Here is a 16,969-nt window from a genome sequence, read left to right on the forward strand (position 1 = left end):
CTGTCCTATTGCCTATTGGACCATTACCAAGCCGCCGTGCTCAGCAGGGATCCGGCACGAAGACGTTCTTGCCGCCGACCTGGGACACGGTGCCCGGCAGGCCGAGCGCATCGACGGCTTCGATCCTCTGCAGCGTCTGCGCATCGCCGGGCGTCACGGCGACGAAGCGCTCGCCGGTGGAGGCAAGCCGGCCGAACAGCACGCCCGACTCCGGCCCGGACTTGCCGTGCAGCACAGCATAGGTCTCGATCGCCGCCCTGCCCTTCGGCGCATCGACGATCGCGACCTTGGGCGCCTTGTCGATCTCGTCCTGGATCACCGACGCGGGTTCGCGCACGAAGGGCTGCGTCGGGAGGGCCGTGGAGAACAGCCCCACGGCCTCCTTCGTGACCAGGCCGCCGTTGGCCATCACCAGCCCGAAGGAGCCGGGACTGGCGCGCACGCGTTGCACCATCTCGGCGATGGCATGCGTCACGTAGTTGTTGCCCGGCCCGCCGAAGTAAGGGAGACCGCCGGTCACGGTGAATCCGCGTGGATCGTCGAGAGAAAGACCGAGCTCGCTGCAGGCGATCTGCACCGCCGACGGGAAGCAGCTGTAGATGTCGAGGAAGGACACGTCGGCCAGCGATTTGCCTGCCTGCGCCAGCGCATGCTGCGCGGACAGGCGCATCGCCGGCGAGCGGTCCAGCCGGGCGCGCTCGCTCACGAACCACTGGTCGTGCGCCGCCGCGGTGCCGTGCAGGTACACCCGCTTGTCGCGCGCAATGCCGAGGGCATCGGCCAGCGCCTCGGAGACGACGAAGAACGCGGCCGACTGGTCGATGAAGGCGCTGGCCGTCATCAGCTTGGTGAATGGAAAGCCGACGTAGGGGTTCTCGGGCGTCACCTCGGCAATGGCTTCTGCACCGTAGCCGGTGCGGCGCGTGGCGAGCGGGTTGTCCCGGGCCACCTGCGCGAACCGCGCGAAGAGCCGCGCGCTCGCCTCGCGGTAGGCATCGACCGTCTGTCCCGCGGCCTGGCGCAAGGCCTGGCCGATCATCGCGTACATCGCGATCGCCGAGCGCATGCCGTGCGCTTCCTCGGCAGCGGTGTACATGCCCTTGGGGCCGTCGAGCACGTCGGGCGCGGTCGGCGCATCCTCGCCCCACTCGAGCGAGAGGCCTGCGCGCTTGGCCGCCAGCTCGGTGCGCAACGCCTCACCGCCGACGATCAGCGCGGCCTGCGATTCGCCGTTGGCGATACGCTCGCATGCGCGCGCCAGCATCACCTGCGGCGAGTCGCCGCCATGGGGCGGATAGACCAGGTCGCGCGGGCTCGCGCCGAGCAGCCGGGCCAGTGACCAGGGTGCGTTCACGAGCTTGCCGAAGGGCGACGCGAAGCGCGGCAACGTGTCGGCGAACAGGCGAATGACGACAAGCGAGTCGATCGCTCGCACGAGCGCATCGCCGGCGCCGCTATCGGCCGCAGCCAGGCGCGCGGCGTCGTGCATCAGCTGCAAGGGCGAGCGACCCTGCTGCGGCGTCGAGATCGTGTCGGTCACCTGGCCGGAGCCGACGATGACCGGAACGCGGTTCGGGTCTGGACGGCGGCTCACTTGTTCTTCCACTCCGGCTTGCGCTTTTCGGCGAAGGCGCGCGGACCTTCGACATAGTCCTCGCTGCTGCGCAGCCGCTTCGCGGCCGGGAACTCGCGTGCCGCCAGCACCTTCTGTTCGAAGTCCTCGCCCAGCATCGTCTTGCGTGCCACCTGCTTGGTCGCGCGCAGCGAGAGCGGCGAGCATTCGAGCAACTGCGCGGCCCAGCGGCGCGCCTCAGCCAAAGCCTGCCCCGCCGGCGCCAGGGCGGTGACGAATCCGAGATCGAATCCTTCCTTTGCCGGGACGCGCCGCCCAGTCAGCAGGATTCCCATCGCGCGAGGCAGACCGATCGCGCGCGGCAGGTACTGCACACCGCCCGCCAGCGCCGCCAGCCCGACGCGCGGCTCCGACAACGCGAAGAAGGCGTTCTCCGCGGCGATCACGATGTCGCATGCGAGCGAGAGCTCGAAACCGCCGCCCATGGCGATCCCGTTCACTGCGGCGATCACCGGCTTGTCGAGGTCGAAGCGCGTGCTGAGGCCCGCGAAGCCGCCCGGCGGAAAGTGCCGCACGCCGCGCTGCGCATGCGCTTTCAGGTCGTTGCCGGTGGAGAAGGCGCGCTCGCCGGCGCCGGTGACGATGGCGACCCATTGCTCATCGTCCCCGGCGAATTCGGTCCACACGCCGTCGAGTTCCAGGTCGGCCTCGTAGTGCAGCGAGTTCATCACCTCCGGCCGGTTCATGGTGACGATGGTGAGATGGCCGTCGCGCTCGACGGTGCAGAACTCCTTGATGACGATGTCGCCCATTGCTCAGCCCTCCTGCGACAGGTTGACCAGCGGGGACAGCCGCTCGGCCGTCTCGACGTACTCGGTCATCATGTTCATGACGATCTGCCGGACAGAGGTCTCCTCGTTCATGAGGCCAACCACCTGGCCTGCCGGCATCGAGACGAGGTCGGCGCGCCCGGCTTTCTCGATGCGCACCCGCGCCGCGTGATAGAGCGCGTTCTGCAGCGGCGGCAGCAGGTGCTTCGGCGCACCCGGCTGTTCCCAAACCTCCGACGTCTTGCTCCTGATCATGCGCACGGACTTGCCGGTCATCCATTTGCGGCGCACCGCATCCTCGGTGCGGGCATTGAAGAGCACCTGCTTCTCGAGCGGCGTGAGCTCGCTCTCACGGGTGCCGAGCCAGATGGTGCCGCACCACACGCCCTGCGCGCCGAGCGCGAACGCCGCGAGGATCTGCCGCCCACGGCTGATCCCGCCAGCCGCCAGCACGGCAATGCCGGGCCCGGCCGCATCCACGATCTGTGGCACCAGCACCAGGGTCGAAATCTCGCCCGTGTGCCCGCCGGCCTCGGTGCCCTGCGCGATCAGGATGTCGACGCCAGCGTCCCGCTGCGCGGCCGCGTGCGCAGGCTTTCCGCACAGCGCGCCGACCAGCAGCCCGCGGCCATGCAACTCGTCGACGATCTCCTTCGGCGGGGCGCCGAGCGCATTGACGACCAGCTTGACCTGGGGATGGCGCAGCGCGACGTCGATCAGGCGGCGCGATCCGGCCGGGCCATGGTTGCGCTCCTTCGCCGCACGCTCCTCGCGCACTGCGCGCGCCTCGTCGGGAGGCAGCTCGGGCACCTTCTCGTCGCGCAGGAACTTCTGCAGGAATTCCTTCTGCTCCGCCGGCACGATGTCTTCGAGCTGTTCGGTGCGGGCGTCGGCCTCCTTGTCGTACTTCGAGGGGATCAGCACGTCGATGCCGTAGGGCTTGCCGTCCACATGCTCGTCGATCCACTTGAGCTCCTGCTGGAGCTGTTGCGGCGAGTGCGTGCCGGCGCCGAGCACGCCGAAGCCGCCTGCCCGGGTGATCTCGACGACCACGTCACGGCAGTGCGAGAAGGCAAAGATCGGCACGTCGCAGCCGAGGCGTTCGCAGATGGGGGTCTTCATGATGTCTCCTGGTCTCTGCTATTCAGTATGCATAGCATTTGAACGGAATGAGGTTGATAGGTCAACCTGCAGTCACGCGAGCCTCAGGGTTTGCCGGCCGAGATCCTGGCATGCATCGCGGCCCTGTAGCCGAACACCATTGCAGGGCCGATGGTGGTGCCCGGTCCCGGATAGGCACCGCGCATCGCCGAGGCCATGTCGTTGCCGACCGCGTAGAGGCCTTCGATGGCGCGCCCACCCGCGTCGAGCACGCGCGCGTCCTCGTCGGTGCGCAGGCCCGCATCGGCGGCCGCATCGGCCGGCCACAGCGCCATTGCGCAGAAAGGCGCCTGCGCGATCGGGCCGAGACAGGGATTGGGGCCGTGCGCGAGGTCGCCGTTGAAGCGGCTGACCTCGGTGCTGCCCTTGCCGAAATCAGCATCGACGCCGGTCCTTGCAAACTCATTGTTCCGCGCGACGCTGTCCCGGAGACCCTGCGCATCGACGCCGATGGCCTGCGCGAGGCCCTCGATCGTTTCGGCACACGTCAGGTAGCCGCTCTTCACGTGCGGCTGCAGGTCGGTCGTGCCCGGATGGACGAGGCCCAGGCCGTACTTGTGCACGAACGCGGCGTCGCACACCACCCAGGCGGGAATGGCCGGGGTGGTCGCGTGCCGCGCCACCATGTCCTGGCAGAAGTAGTGGTAGGAACCGCCCTCGTTGGTGAAGCGCATGCCGGCCGTATCGACGGCGATCAGTCCCGGCTTGGCGCGATCGAGGAACAGGTGGGCGAACAGCCCCGTCGGCCCGCGCCGGGGCCGCGTCACCGACACCGGCTGCCAGAACACGCCCGCGCCGCCCGTCGCGCCGTCGAGCGCGGCACCGGCCTTCATGCCGGCGCGGACGCCGTCGCCCTGGTTGCCTTCGAAGACCAGCGAGGGCCAGCGCGCATGGCCGGGGGGCATAAGCTGCTCGCGCAGGCGCGCGTCGCGCCCGAAGCCGCCGGTCGCGAGCACGACGCCGCGGCGCGCGCGCACGTCGAAGCTCTGCCCGCCGCGCAGCAACCGCGCGCCCGCAACGTGGCGTTCATCCTCGAGCAACGCGTCGAGCCGGGTGCCGAACGACACCTCCACGCCGGCATCGCGCAGGCTTGCATAGAAGCGCGCCACCAGCGCGTTGCCCATCACGAGCCGCGTGCCGCGCGCATGGCGCACGCGGTCGCCGAGATAGCGCAGCACCAGGGCCGCGGAGTGCCTGAAGCTCGCCCATGACTTGAATCGGCCCACCAGGTGGCCGATGTCCGCCTTACCGACCATCATGCCGCCCAGCACCATGAACTCGCGCATCGGTGCACGGATGCGGCCGAACTCCGCGCCGAGCTTGCGGCCGTCGAAGGGCAGCGGCGCGAGGGCGCGCCCGAAGACGCGTGAGCCCGGGATATCGACGTAGTCCGGGTGCCGGCCCGCCGGCACGAACTGCAACTGCGTGCGCCGCGCGAGCTCGTCGACGATCGCGGGGCCGCTGCGCAGGTAGGCCTCGCGCAGCGCGCGCCCTTCACCCGAGGGAACGAGCCCGTCGAGGTAGCGCATCGCATCCTCGATGCTGTCCTCGAAGCCGGCCTCGCGGCTCGCGCGTGTGGCCGGTACCCAGATGGTGCCGGCCGATGTGGCCGTGGTGCCGCCGACCTGCTCGGTGGCTTCGCACAGCAGCACGTCGAGGCCTTCGAGCGCCGCCACCAGAGCGGCGGTCATGCCGCCTGCACCGGCACCCACCACGATCAGGTCGACCTCGGGTTTCAGGGCCGCGGGATCCGGCGGGCGTTCAGTCATGGGGCTTCTCCGGTGCCGGCACGGTATCCGGCTTGAAGTTCGTCTTGATGCATGAGGGTGCCGTGCAGGCCGATCGCCATGGGCTTGACGCCACAATCGGTCGTGCAAAACGGAGCTTGAACAGAATGTCGAACGAGATGTACCTCACGCCGGGCCACCTGCTGCGGCGCGCTCACCAGATCGCCGCCACCATCTCGGCCGAGGAACTGGCCGACCTGGGACTGACGACGGTGCAGTACACGACCCTCGTTTCGGTGCACGACAACCCCGGCATAGACATCACGGCCCTGTCCGGCCTGGTCGCCTACGACCGCTCGACGCTCGGCGGGGTGCTCGACCGGCTGGAGGAGAAGAAGCTGATCGAACGCAAGGCTGCGGACAGCGACAAGCGCGTTCGCCTGCTCTACACGACGCGCCAGGGCGGAAAGCTCGCGAACGACTCCGTGGCCGCGTCGCTGCGCGCGCAAGAGCGCATCCTCGGGCCGCTCGGCGCCGGCGAGCGCGCACAGCTCACGCGCCTCCTGGCCAAGCTCATCCGGCTGCAGACGCACAACCTGCCCGCGTCGGTCAGGATTGTGATGGAGCGCGTGGCCGGCTGACCGCATCCCTGCCCTCCATCGCGCCCGTCCGGTCGTCCGTTCGCATGAAATGCGCGCGCGACATCAGCGCCAACGGCTCACTGCCGACGCGCGGCACGAAATCCATCTGCGCAAGCACGTCGCGCTCCAGGTCGATGCCGGGCGCGATCTCGAAAAGCTCGACGCCGCCCTCCCCGAGCCTGAAGCTGGCGCGCTCGGTCAGGTAGAGGATCTCCTGGCCGCGCCGCAGCGCCTGCGGCCCGCTGAAGGTGACCTGCTCGACCTTGCGCACGAGCTTGCGCACCTGGCCCTGCTGCAAGACGCGCAACGCGCCGTCGCCGGACTCCAGCCGCACGCCCTTGGCGGCGAAGGTGCCGCAGAAGACCACCTTGCGCGCGTTCTGCGCGATGTCGATGAAACCGCCCGGCCCGACCGCGAGCCCGCCCAGGCGCGAGACGTTGACGTTGCCTTCGGCGTCGAACTCGCCGAAGCCCAGATAGGCGATGTCCAGGCCGCCGCCCGAATAGAAGTCGAACTGCGTCGGCGCATCCAGGATGGCGGAGGCGTTGCGCGCATAGCCGAAGAGCTCTCCGTCCAGCAGCGATCCGCCGTAGGTGCCGTGCTCGATGGTCTGGTAGATGCGGCCGAGCTCGCCGCGCGCGACGACCAGTTTGGCCACCGCATCGGGCACGCCGACACCGTAGTTGACGACCGCTCCCTCGAACAGCTCGCAGGCTGCGCGGCGCGCGACCGCGTGCCGTTCGCCGAAGGGCTCCTCGCCGGCCTCGTCCGCCGCGAAGCGCGCAGCCCCGGTGAGCTCGCCCGACAGCCGCGCATCGAAGGGAATCGCATAGCTGCTGCGCTGCGCTGCATCGACGACGACGGCATCGACCCATGCCGCCGGAATGCGCACCTCGCGCGCCTTGAGCGCGCCGCGCGGCAGGCGCTCCTTGACCTGCACGATCACCTTGCCGCCACAGGCGCGCGCGGCGAGCGCGAGCGCCTGCGCATCGAGATTGGCGGCTTCATGCTCGAAGCTGATATTGCCGTCTTCATCCGCGGCGGACGCGCGCACCAGCGCCACGTCGACTCGGTAGGGCTTGTAGCGGAGGTACTCGCGGCCATCGATCTCCACCACCTCCGCCAGATCCTCCGTGGCGCTGGCGTTCATCCGGCCGCCGCCGAGGCGCGGGTCGCAGACCGTGCCCAGGCCGACGTGGGTGAACAGGCCGGGCCGCCCCGCGCCGATCTCTCGAAAGAGCTGTGAGGAGACGCCGCCGGGCAGGATATACGCCTCGATCTTCTCCGACACGACGAGTTGCTGCATGCGAGGCGACCAGACCCAGTGCCCGCCGATCACCTTGCGCACCAGCCCTTCATAGGCGAAGCAGTTCATGCCGAGCGACTTCTTGTCGCCGATGCCAAGCGCGTGGACCACTGTCAGCGCCCGTGGATGGCGCACGGCGAGAAAGCGGCGCTCGATCGCCTGGAACAGGCAAGTCGCTTCCATCAGCCCGCCGCCGCCGCCCATGAGTGCCACGGTGGCGCCGTCGCCGATGAGTGCCGCCGCGGCGCCGGCATCGATGAATTTGGACTTCACGGCTAGCGATGGAGTTCGAACAAAGCAGCGCCGCGCTTCAGCACGCTCTTCGCGATCACGGTCCGATGGATCTCCGAGGTGCCGTCGAAGATTCGGTAGATGCGCGCGTCGCGGTAGTAGCGCTCGATCGGCAGCTCCTTGCAGTAGCCCATGCCACCGAAGAGCTGCACGCCGCGGTCGACCACGCGGCCCAGCGTCTCCGCCGCATGCACCTTGACCATCGCGATCCAGTCGCGCGCATCCTGACCCGCATCGATCAGCCACGCCGCATGCAGCACCATGAGCCGAGCCGCGTTGATCTCGATCACGCTGTCGGCCAGCATCTGCTGCACCAGCTGGAAGCTCCCGATCGGCTGGCCGAACTGCCTGCGGTCGTTGGCATGAGCCGTCATCAGCTCGAGCACATGGCTCGCCTTGCCCACCGCCCGCGCGCCGACCTGGGCCAGCCGCACGCGCCCGAGCGAGGCCATGGCCATCTTGAACCCCTGGCCGCGATCGCCGAGCAGCGCCAGCGGTTCCAGCGGCACGTCGTCGAAGAAGAGCTCGACGTGCGGCGTGCCGCGCACGCCCATCATCGGCTGGTCCTTGCCGATCTTGAAACCCGGCAGCCCCTTGTCGACCATGAAAAGCGAGATCTCCTTCTCGCCGGTGCGCGCCGACACCAGGAAGAAGTCCGACCAGAGCCCGTCGCTGATGAAATGCTTGCTGCCATTGAGCACCCACCCCTTGCCGGTGTGCCGGGCATGGGTCTTGATGCCTTGAGCGTCCGAGCCCGCGCCCGGCTCGGTGATGGCGATGGCGCAGGTGCGATCGCCGCGCACCGACGGCTCGAGCCAGCGCGCGACCTGCTCTCCCTGGCATGCGAGCAGCGCCTCGTAGACGTTGCCGAAGGCGCGGCGGATCAGGATGTCGGTGGTGTGGCCGAACTGCTCCTCGCACAGCATCGCATCCACCGCGCAGAGCCCCGCGCCGCCCAGCTCGGTCGGCATGTTGAGGGCATACAGGCCCAGCGCCTTCGCGGCCGCATGGACCGAGCGGGCGGTATCGTCGTCCAGCCGGCCCGTCTCCTCGATGTCCTCTTCCAGCGGGCGGAGTTGCTCGCCGATAAAGCGACGCACGGTGTCGATCAGCATGCGCTGCTCGTTGCTCAGGTCGAAGTTCATCGGGCTTCCAGGTAGAAATCGACCAGGCAGTCGCGCACCGCCTCGAACATGCCCATGCCGGTCATCGTGGCCAGGCCGCGTGAGCGCGCGATCTCGATCAGCAACGGGACGGCGGGCATGGTCACGACATCGCCCACGAAGGTGCCCGGATCGAGAGCATCGACGTCGACGGGCAGCGGGTCCGATGCCGCCATGCCCATCGGGGTTGCGTTGACCACAAGGTCGAAACCCGAAGGATCGGCCGAACCGATGCACGGGTTCGGCGCGCCATACGCCCGCAGCTTCGCGAGCAGCGCATCGCGCCGCGACGCGTCGACGTCATGCAGCGCCAGCGACTGCACGCCCGCATCGGCCAGCGCATGCGCGATCGCCGAGCCCGCCCCACCGGCCCCGACCAGCAGCACGCGGCGCCCCTCGGGTTCGCAGCCGGCCTTGCGCAGGCCGGCCACGTAGCCCTCGCCGTCGCACATGTCGCCGAACCAGCGGCCCTCTGCACCACGTCGCACAACGTTGACCGCACCGATCGAGGCCGCGCGCGGCGCCACCGCCTGGCACAGGCCCGCCATTGCGAACTTGTGCGGCACGGTGGCGATGACGCCTTCCACGTTCGGCATGCGCGATGCGACTTCCATGAATGCCGCCAGATCCTGCGGCCGCACGTGCGCCGGCACGACGATCGCATCGGCTCCGCGCTCGCGCAGCGTTCTGGTCGCGAACGCGGGCGCCTTGACCTGCGCGATCGGGTCGCCGACGATGAAGATGACGCGCGTGGCGCCGCTGTAGGTGTCGAGCATTGGCTGGACCATAACAGCATTTCACATGGATTGGAATTCTGTTCTATTCTGGAAAATCGTTTCATAATCGGCGCCATGACCCAAGCACCCACCCGCATGCCGGTGGCCGTCATCGGCGCCGGAGCCATCGGCCGCATGCACGTCGAGCGCCTGCTGAGCCACCCCGACGTGGCGCCTGCCGCCATCGCAGACCCCACGCCCGCCGCGCGCGACTACGCTGCAGCCCTTGGCGTACCTTGGTTCGCCGACCATCGCGAGCTGCTCGAGCGCACGCAGGCGGGCGCCGCCATCGTGGCCACGCCCAATGGCACGCACGCCGATGTCGGCATTGCCTGCATCGAGCGCAGATTGCCGGTGTTGATGGAAAAGCCAGTGGCCGACACGCTGGCGCAGGGCCTGCGCCTGTGCGATGTGGCGGCCGCGGCCGGCGTTCCGCTCATGGTCGGCCACCAGCGCCGGCACAACCCCATCCTGCAGAGCGCACGCAAGCTGATCGCGGACGGCGTTGTCGGCAAGCCGGTCAGCGTGACGGCGATGGCGACCTGGCTCAAGCCCGATTCGTATTTCGAGCTCGCCTGGCGCCGGCAGGTGGGCGCAGGCCCGGTGCTCATCAACCTGATCCACGACATCGACCTGTTGCGCTTCCTGATTGGCGAGGTCGAGTCGGTGCAGGCAATGACTTCGAACGCGGTGCGCGGCTACGAGGTCGAGGACACGGCCGCGGTGATGATGCGCTTCGCCTGCGGCGCGCTCGCGACGCTTTCGGTGTCGGACGCGACCGTCGCGCCCTGGAACTGGGACCTGGCCGCGGGCGAGGCGGCCCACTACGCGCAGCTGGACGTCAACTCGCACTACATCAGCGGCACCGAAGGATCGCTGACGCTGCCGCGCCTGGACGTCTGGCGCTACGCGGGCGCGCGCGGCTGGCACGAGCCCCTGGGCTGTTCACGCACGCCTGTGCATCGCGCCGACCCTTACGTCGAGCAGCTGCGCCACCTGCGCGCCGTCGCGGAAGGCAGGGAGACGCCCGTGTGCTCCGGCAGCGACGGGCTGCGCACGCTGCAGGCCGCGCTCGCCGTGCAGGAAGCGGCGCGCTCGCAGCGGCCGGTCGCCGTGTGAAGATCCACGCTTTTTTCCAAGGAGGCCCTGCATGTCGGGCGTGATGGAGCGAACCCTGGCGATCCTCGAACGGCTTGCGGCCGACGTCGGCGGCGTCCCGGTCGCGGTGCTGGCCGACGAGCTCGGCATGCCGCGCAGCGCCGCGCATCGGCTGCTCGCCGAGCTGGCCGACAACGGGTACGTGCGCCAGTCCCGCAGGCGCGGCGACTACGTGCTCACCACCAAGCTGGTGTCGCTGGGCCTCAACTACCTCAAGCACTCCGGCGTGGTCGACCTGTGCCAGCCAGTGCTCGACCGGCTCGCCGAATCGAGCGGCGAACTAGTGCGCCTCGGCGTGGTCGACGTCGACCACCTCACCTGGGTCGCGCTGTCGCAGGGCGCACGCAGCGGGCTTCGCTACGACCCCGACATGGGCATCGACGCGCAGCTGTCCTGCACCGCCAGCGGGTTCGCCTGGCTGTCCACGCTGGACGAGGACGACGCGATCGCGCTGGTCGCGAGGCAGGGCATCGGCAAGCCGGATCGCTTCGGCCCCAACGCTCCGACCTCGATGAGCGCGGTCGTGAAGGCGGTGCGCCAAGCCGGCAGGCAGGGCTTTGCAATCGCGTCCGAGTCGTATGCGCGCGGGCTGTCTGCGGTCTCGGCGCCCATCGTCCGAACGGGCACGAGCGCAGGAGGCGTAGGCGCCGTGGGCGTGATCGCGATCTCCGGACCCTCCGCACGGCTGACGGACAAGAAGATGCGCGGCCTGGTGCCCGCCCTGCTCGCTGCGGCCGCCGATATCGCAGCCGCGAGCCAGGCATCACCGCTCTTCGACCGCGCCTACGCGTCGTCTTCGCACGAGCCGGCCGCGCTGGATTCGGCATGAAGCATCGCTACTCGCTCGCGCAACTCATAGCGCTGCCCTTCTCGCCGCCCGAGATGGTGCAGCTCGCCGCCGACACCGGCTGCGCGGCCGCGGGCATCCGCCTGCTGCCGACCACGCCCGGTGGACTGCATTACCCGCTGATGGACAACCCGGCGATGCTGCGCGAAACCCTCGCGCGCATGGAGGCGACCGGCGTCGAGATCCTCGACCTCGAGGTGCTGCGCATCAACGCCGACTTCGACGTGCACGCCTACCGGCGCTTCCTCGAGGTCGGCGCGAAGTTGAAGGCCCGCCACATCCTCGTGGCAGGCGACGATCCCGATCCTTTGCGGCTGACCGCGTCCTTCGCGGCACTGTGCGACGCGGCGCAGCCCTACGGCCTGACGGCCGATCTCGAATTCATGCCCTGGACGCAGGTCCCCGATGTGCAGGCCGCCGCGCGCATCGTCGGCGGCGCGGCACGGCCGAACGGCGGCGTGCTGGTCGACGCGCTGCACTTCGCGCGCTGCGGCAGCAGCCTCGACGACGTGTCGGCGCTGTCGCCGCAGTGGCTGCACTACGGCCAGATCTGCGACGGCCCGATGCCCGGTCCCGACAGCGTCGAGGGCCTGATCCATGCGGCCCGCTGCGAGCGCATGCTCCCCGGTGAAGGAGCGATCGGCCTGGCCGGCCTCTTTGCGCGGCTGCCGGCCGGCCTGCCGATCAGCATCGAGGTGCCGAGCGAGACGCGCGCGCCGGCAATGGGCTACGCAGCCTGGGCGCGCAAGGCGATCGAGGGAGCGCAAGCCACCCTCGAATGAGCCTTTGGCCGCTCAGGCCGTGGCGAAGCCTTCGTAGCCCTTGGCCGCGACCTCGTTGACGATCTTGCGGTAGGCCGGGACGCCGGCCACGTAGGGCATGAAGACGCGTGGCTTGCCCGGGATGTTTGCACCCATGTACCAGGAATTCGCCGTCGGATAGAGCGTCTTGTCCGCGATCTCGTTGACGTGCACGACCCACTGGTCCTCGGCCGCCTTGTCGGCCTCGATGACCGATTTGCCGCTCGCGCGCAGTTGCTGCAGGCAGGCTGTCAGCCAGTCGACGTGCAACTCGATCGAGTGAACCATGTTGCTCAGCACCGAAGGGCTGCCCGGCCCGGCCAGGATGAACATGTTGGGAAAGCCCGCCACCGCGAGGCCGAGGTAGGTGCGCGGGCCATGCTCCCACTTGTCGCGCAAGCTGGCGCCGCCCCGCCCGCGCACGTCGATCGAGCTCAGCGCACCGGTCATGGCGTCGAAGCCGGTGGCGAGAACGATCATGTCGAGCGGATATTCGCGTGAGCCGGTGCGCAGGCCGCCCGGCGTCGCCTCGACGATCGGGTCGGCCTTCACGTCCACCAGCGACACGTTGGGGCGATTGAAGGTCTCGTAGTAGTCGGTATCCACGCACAGCCGCTTGGTGCCGAAAGGCAGGTCGCTCTTCGGGCACAGCAGCGCGGCCGTTGCCGGGTCGTGGACGATCGAGCGGATCTTGCCGCGCACGAAGTCGGCCGCAGCTTCGTTGGACTGCTTGTTCAGCAGCAGATCGTTGAAAGCGCGCAGCATTCGGAAGCCGCCGCCCGCCCCTCTCCAGCGGAATTCGAACTCCGTGCGGCGCTCCTCTTCCGAGACCTCCATGGCCGACTTGTCGTTGGCGATCAGGAAGTGGCCGGTCGCGGTCTCGAGCGCGCGGGCGCGACGCTCCCCGTAGTGGCGCTTGACCTCGGCCAGCACCTCTGGCGAAAGGGGCTCGTTCTGCGAGGGCACGCTGAAGTTGGCGGTACGCTGGAAAACGGTCAGCTGCCGCGCCGTCTCGGCAATGATCGGCGCCATCTGCACGCCGCTGGAGCCGGTGCCGATGAGGCCCACGCGCAGTCCCTTGAAATTCACCCCCTCCGTCGGCCAGTCGGCGCTGTGGTGCCAGCGGCCCTTGAAGCTGTCGAGACCGGGAAACTTCGGCGCCTGCGGGATCGACAGGCAGCCGGTAGCCATGATGCAGTAGCGTGCCGAGAAGCGCTCGCCCTTCTCGGTGACGACGTTCCAGCGGCCGGCCGCCTCGTCGAAATGCGCCGAGGCGACGCGCGTGTCGACCTGGATGTCGCGCCAAAGGTCGAAGCGGTCGGCCACGTGGTTGATGTAGCGCAGGATCTCCGGCTGCGTCGCGTAGCGCTCGGTCCAGTCCCACTCCTGCTGCAGCTCGTCGCTGAACGAGTAAGAATAGTCCAGGCTCTCGACGTCGCAACGCGCGCCGGGATAGCGGTTCCAGAACCAGGTGCCGCCGATGCCGGCGCCGGCTTCGAGCACGCGCACGCTCATGCCGATGCGGCGCAGGCTGTAGAGCTGGTAGATCCCGGCGAACCCGGCTCCGACGACGACCGCATCGAGCTCGGCGGAGGGTGAAATGCTGCTGCTCATGTCTCGTCCTTCTCCAATCCGGGGCACACTGACGTCAGAGTATTAATGGTAAGACCCTTGTATTGTGGACCCACGCAGCAGCGCCGCGCATCTCCAGGCGGATCGTCTCGGACCGGAAGGCTGTCGAATTCGTCATCGCGAAGACCTCGAGGAACTCCGGCATCTTCCGCGGCTTGATGGTGTAGATGCGGTGATCGACGAGGTTCCTAGGCGGGAACCGCATGGGCCTTTTCCTTCACGCTTTCTTGCTGCAGAGGTTCCGGCTCGAGGCCGGCGATGTGTCGCGCGGTCAGGTAGCCGAAGGTCATGATGGGCCCCAGCGTGATGCCGGCGCCCGGATAGTTGCCGCCCATGACGCTGGCACGATCGTTGCCGGCGGCGTAAAGGCCGGGGATCGGATGGCCGTCACCGGCAAGCACGCGGCCCACCACGTCGGTGCGGATGCCGTCGAAGCTGCCGAGGTCGCCCATCACGACCTTGAGCGCGTAGAACGGCCCCTTGGCGATCGGTGCCACGCAAGGGTTGGGCTTGTGCTCGGGGTCGGCGAGATAGCGGTTGAAAGAGGTGCTGCCGCGGCCGAATTCCGGGTCTTCGCCGCGCGCTGCCGATTCGTTGTACTTGCGCACGGTGTCCTCGAGCGCAGCCGCGTCGATGCCCGCTGCGCGCGCGAGCTCGGCCAGCGTGTCGCCCTTGTTCAGGTAGCCGTTGCGCACGAAGGGCGCGAGCGGCATCGGTGCCGGCTTGGCGTAGCCCAGGCCGTACTTGCTGATCGTGGCCTGGTCGCAGACGAGCCACATCGCGGTCTCGCGCTCGTCCTTGCAGGCCTCGATCATCGCGGCGCCGACGTCGTGATAGGAGTTGGACTCGTTGGTGAAACGCCTGCCGCGCCTCGTGACGCCGATGATGCCGGGCTTGTAGCGGTCCAGCAGATGCGGGAAGGCGCCGAAGCGGCCGTTGCCCAGCGGCACCTTGGACGTGGGCATCCAGGCCGCCGCGGCCGCATAGCGGATCGGCACCGAGCCCCCCACCTGCTCCGCCAGCCGCGCGCCGTCGCCGGTGTTCTCGACCGGCACCGGCGAAAAGTGTTCCCCGCCTCGCTGCAGATGTGGATATGCCTTCGCGATGCGTGCGACGTCGTGCGCAAAGCCGCCGGCCGCCAGCACGACGGCCTTGCGCGCGCGGATACGCTGCGGACCGCCCTCGCCTTCGACGACCACCCCGACCACCCGGCCGTTCTCCACCAGCAGTTCCTTCGCGCAGGTGCGGGTATGGATCGGGATGTTCAGGTCGAGCGCAGACTTCGCGAGCCGTGCCGCCAATGCGTTGCCGCTGGTGACCTGCACGCCGCGCCGGTACAGCAGCAGTTCCTTGAGGTGGTTGACCAGCCGCTTCGCCACGTACGCGGCCGACTTCAGCGACTTGGTCGCCTTGAAGAAATGCTTGAGATCGGCGTTCGACGAGTTGAACATCATGCCGATGAACGTGATGGTCTTGAGCGGCGGCCGCAGGCGCGCCATGTCGTCGCCGAGTCCGCGGATGTCGTACGGCGCGGCGAGGATCGAGCGGCCGATGTCCACGCCGCCGTCGGCGTCGGGGTGGTAGTCCGGATACAAGGTCGGAATGAACTTGACCTCGGTCTCGCGTTCGAAGAACTCGACCATCTCGGGACCGCGGTCCACGAATGCATCGACTGCGGGTGCATCGAAGAAGGCGCCCGTCTCGACGCGCATGTAGCGCATGACGGCTTCGCGGCTGTCCTGGATGCCGCTCTTCTTCGCGTGCGGGCTGCGCGGTATCCACAGCACGCCGCCCGAGAAGGCCGTGGTGCCGCCGAAAACGGGCGCCTTCTCGACCACGATGACGTCGAGTCCGTTCTTGCGCGCGGTGATGGCTGTCGACAGGCCGCCGGCGCCCGCGCCGATGACCAGCACGTCACATTCGGACGCCGGAGTGATGGATGTAGTGGAAGCTGCGGTCATGGGGTTCCTCGAGCTGCGGATGCGGCGGCTGCAATGGCCGCCGCGCCGCGGCGCATCTCGTCGAAGTAGCAGGTCATTTCCAGCTCCGCCTCGTCGGCGTTGCGCTCGCGCAGATGGCCCAGGATCTTCTTGCGCACCGGCACCAGCTCCGGACGGTATTTGAGCAACGACTCGGCCTTCAGCACCTGCCGCAGGATATTCGTCAGCGTGTCGGACACGACGACCAGTACCTCGTTGTGGGCGGCCTTGGTAATCAGGCGGAAGAACTCGAGGCTGGCCTCGGCCCGCTTCTCCCGATCGACCGGGTCGGTATAGCCCTCGATCTCGAGGATGTTGCGCTCGATGGCGTCGAAGTCCTGCTGCTGTCCGTTCTCGCAGGCCAGTCGCAGCAGCATGCAGTTGACCAGGCGCCGGGCCTGATCGAGGTTCTTCGGGTCCATCCGCCCGCGCGCCGCCAGTTCGCGCAGCGACTGGGTCAGCATCATGTAGGCGCCCTTGTAGAACACCAGCGAGTCCTCGTGGCGGCCATGGTCGAACTTCGCCACCTGGCCCAGGAACAACACATGGTCGCCCGCCAGGTGCTCGGCAAACTTGGTGCACTCGAAGGTCGCCACGCATTCTTCGATCACCGGCAGCTGCTGCAGGCCGCGCCGCCATGCAACGCCCTCGAACTTGTCGACGATGCTGCTGCTCGCGAAGCGCCCCGACAGATCCTTCTGGTCTTCGGCCAGGATGTTGATCGCGAAGGCCTTGGATTGGCGGAAGGCCTCCAGACTCTTGCTGTTGACGCGCAGGCCCCAGGACACCAGCGGCGGGTCGAGCGACACCGAGCTGAAGGAATTGCAGGTCAGCCCGACCGGAGTGCCGTCGGCGCCGGTGGTCGTGATGATGGCCACTCCGGTCGGGGAACTGCCCAGGGCATTGCGAAACGCCCGGACATCGAAGGCATCGGCTGCCGGCGCCTCGGCGGCTGCGGCCTGGGGAATGGGTGTGGGCATGACGGCTCCTGGATTCCGTATCGTCAATGGTCTTACCAATGTAGTTGAAATACGACTTCTGGTCAAACCGACCTAACAACTGAAAGCGCTCGCGGACAGTGAAAC

The 16,969-nt window shown here is 68.5% G+C and carries 14 protein-coding genes; 4 read left to right on the top strand and 10 right to left on the bottom strand.

Features of this window, described 5'->3' with window-relative positions:
* Nucleotides 1–40 precede the first annotated feature (40 nt).
* The 4 genes from G3W89_RS18480 to G3W89_RS18495 form a co-directional block, all read right to left on the bottom strand.
* The gene (locus G3W89_RS18480; protein WP_232076622.1) at nt 41–1,594 is read right to left on the bottom strand and encodes an acetyl-CoA acetyltransferase; all 1,554 of its coding nucleotides are present in this window, start codon (nt 1,592–1,594) and stop codon (nt 41–43) included.
* A complete protein-coding gene (locus tag G3W89_RS18485; protein ID WP_162575542.1) occupies nt 1,591–2,385 on the bottom strand; it encodes an enoyl-CoA hydratase-related protein in 795 nt (264 codons plus the stop codon). Before G3W89_RS18485 ends, G3W89_RS18480 begins: the two co-directional genes overlap by 4 nt.
* A gap of 3 nt (nt 2,386–2,388) precedes the next feature.
* Nucleotides 2,389–3,525, bottom strand: coding sequence for a nitronate monooxygenase (locus tag G3W89_RS18490; RefSeq protein WP_162575543.1), 1,137 nt, complete (start codon nt 3,523–3,525; stop codon nt 2,389–2,391).
* An 83-nt stretch (nt 3,526–3,608) separates the two neighbouring features.
* The gene (locus tag G3W89_RS18495; protein WP_162575544.1) at nt 3,609–5,333 is read right to left on the bottom strand and encodes an FAD-dependent oxidoreductase; all 1,725 of its coding nucleotides are present in this window, start codon (nt 5,331–5,333) and stop codon (nt 3,609–3,611) included.
* A 125-nt stretch (nt 5,334–5,458) separates the two neighbouring features.
* Between G3W89_RS18495 and G3W89_RS18500 the strand changes: the two genes are divergently transcribed.
* Complete coding sequence (locus tag G3W89_RS18500) at nt 5,459–5,932, top strand: MarR family winged helix-turn-helix transcriptional regulator (protein ID WP_162575545.1); 474 nt, start codon at nt 5,459–5,461, stop codon at nt 5,930–5,932.
* Here G3W89_RS18500 and G3W89_RS18505 read toward each other — a convergent pair.
* Genes G3W89_RS18505 through G3W89_RS18515 form a run of 3 tightly spaced genes read right to left on the bottom strand, consistent with a single transcriptional unit; the run spans nt 5,901 to nt 9,468 of the window.
* Nucleotides 5,901–7,511: an acyl CoA:acetate/3-ketoacid CoA transferase gene (locus tag G3W89_RS18505; protein ID WP_162575546.1), complete on the bottom strand. Its 1,611-nt coding sequence runs from the start codon at nt 7,509–7,511 to the stop codon at nt 5,901–5,903. The genes G3W89_RS18500 and G3W89_RS18505 overlap by 32 nt on opposite strands.
* 2 nt (nt 7,512–7,513) lie before the next feature.
* Nucleotides 7,514–8,674 (bottom strand): acyl-CoA dehydrogenase family protein, encoded by a 1,161-nt coding sequence (locus G3W89_RS18510; RefSeq protein WP_162575547.1) that lies wholly within the window; start codon nt 8,672–8,674, stop codon nt 7,514–7,516.
* Nucleotides 8,671–9,468: a shikimate dehydrogenase family protein gene (locus G3W89_RS18515; RefSeq protein ID WP_162575548.1), complete on the bottom strand. Its 798-nt coding sequence runs from the start codon at nt 9,466–9,468 to the stop codon at nt 8,671–8,673. The genes G3W89_RS18510 and G3W89_RS18515 overlap by 4 nt, the downstream gene beginning before the upstream one ends.
* Before the next feature lie 75 nt (nt 9,469–9,543).
* Between G3W89_RS18515 and G3W89_RS18520 the strand changes: the two genes are divergently transcribed.
* From G3W89_RS18520 to G3W89_RS18530, 3 genes are read left to right on the top strand one after another with little or no spacing between them, the layout of a single operon-like run.
* Complete coding sequence (locus G3W89_RS18520) at nt 9,544–10,587, top strand: Gfo/Idh/MocA family protein (RefSeq protein WP_162575549.1); 1,044 nt, start codon at nt 9,544–9,546, stop codon at nt 10,585–10,587.
* 31 nt (nt 10,588–10,618) lie between these two features.
* Nucleotides 10,619–11,455 (top strand): IclR family transcriptional regulator, encoded by an 837-nt coding sequence (locus G3W89_RS18525; RefSeq protein WP_162575550.1) that lies wholly within the window; start codon nt 10,619–10,621, stop codon nt 11,453–11,455.
* A complete protein-coding gene (locus tag G3W89_RS18530) occupies nt 11,452–12,255 on the top strand; it encodes a sugar phosphate isomerase/epimerase family protein (RefSeq protein WP_162575551.1) in 804 nt (267 codons plus the stop codon). The genes G3W89_RS18525 and G3W89_RS18530 overlap by 4 nt, the downstream gene beginning before the upstream one ends.
* Before the next feature lie 12 nt (nt 12,256–12,267).
* Here G3W89_RS18530 and G3W89_RS18535 read toward each other — a convergent pair whose 3' ends face one another.
* The 3 genes from G3W89_RS18535 to G3W89_RS18545 form a co-directional block, all read right to left on the bottom strand.
* On the bottom strand, nt 12,268–13,887 hold the full coding sequence (locus tag G3W89_RS18535) for a flavin-containing monooxygenase (RefSeq protein ID WP_162575552.1): 1,620 nt from the start codon (nt 13,885–13,887) through the stop codon (nt 12,268–12,270).
* Between the two features lie 206 nt (nt 13,888–14,093).
* The gene (locus tag G3W89_RS18540; protein ID WP_162575553.1) at nt 14,094–15,866 is read right to left on the bottom strand and encodes an FAD-dependent oxidoreductase; all 1,773 of its coding nucleotides are present in this window, start codon (nt 15,864–15,866) and stop codon (nt 14,094–14,096) included.
* Nucleotides 15,863–16,864 carry a flavin reductase gene (locus G3W89_RS18545; protein ID WP_162575554.1) on the bottom strand — a complete coding sequence of 334 codons (1,002 nt, stop codon included), beginning with the start codon at nt 16,862–16,864 and terminating at the stop codon, nt 15,863–15,865. Before G3W89_RS18545 ends, G3W89_RS18540 begins: the two co-directional genes overlap by 4 nt.
* Between the last annotated feature and the right edge of the window lie 105 nt (nt 16,865–16,969).

This window comes from Variovorax sp. PBL-H6 (assembly GCF_901827155.1).
GTDB lineage: Bacteria > Pseudomonadota > Gammaproteobacteria > Burkholderiales > Burkholderiaceae_C > Variovorax.

What these genes read in the sequence shown, in the direction of transcription:
- G3W89_RS18485 (WP_162575542.1), bottom strand. Translation starts at nt 2,385, where the DNA reads ATGGGCGACATCGTCATCAAGGAGTTCTGCACCGTCGAGCGCGACGGC.
- G3W89_RS18490 (WP_162575543.1), bottom strand. Translation starts at nt 3,525, where the DNA reads ATGAAGACCCCCATCTGCGAACGCCTCGGCTGCGACGTGCCGATCTTT.
- G3W89_RS18495 (WP_162575544.1), bottom strand. Translation starts at nt 5,333, where the DNA reads ATGACTGAACGCCCGCCGGATCCCGCGGCCCTGAAACCCGAGGTCGAC.
- G3W89_RS18500 (WP_162575545.1), top strand. Translation starts at nt 5,459, where the DNA reads ATGTCGAACGAGATGTACCTCACGCCGGGCCACCTGCTGCGGCGCGCT.
- G3W89_RS18510 (WP_162575547.1), bottom strand. Translation starts at nt 8,674, where the DNA reads ATGAACTTCGACCTGAGCAACGAGCAGCGCATGCTGATCGACACCGTG.
- G3W89_RS18515 (WP_162575548.1), bottom strand. Translation starts at nt 9,468, where the DNA reads ATGCTCGACACCTACAGCGGCGCCACGCGCGTCATCTTCATCGTCGGC.
- G3W89_RS18520 (WP_162575549.1), top strand. Translation starts at nt 9,544, where the DNA reads ATGACCCAAGCACCCACCCGCATGCCGGTGGCCGTCATCGGCGCCGGA.
- G3W89_RS18525 (WP_162575550.1), top strand. Translation starts at nt 10,619, where the DNA reads ATGTCGGGCGTGATGGAGCGAACCCTGGCGATCCTCGAACGGCTTGCG.
- G3W89_RS18530 (WP_162575551.1), top strand. Translation starts at nt 11,452, where the DNA reads ATGAAGCATCGCTACTCGCTCGCGCAACTCATAGCGCTGCCCTTCTCG.
- G3W89_RS18535 (WP_162575552.1), bottom strand. Translation starts at nt 13,887, where the DNA reads ATGAGCAGCAGCATTTCACCCTCCGCCGAGCTCGATGCGGTCGTCGTC.
- G3W89_RS18540 (WP_162575553.1), bottom strand. Translation starts at nt 15,866, where the DNA reads ATGACCGCAGCTTCCACTACATCCATCACTCCGGCGTCCGAATGTGAC.
- G3W89_RS18545 (WP_162575554.1), bottom strand. Translation starts at nt 16,864, where the DNA reads ATGCCCACACCCATTCCCCAGGCCGCAGCCGCCGAGGCGCCGGCAGCC.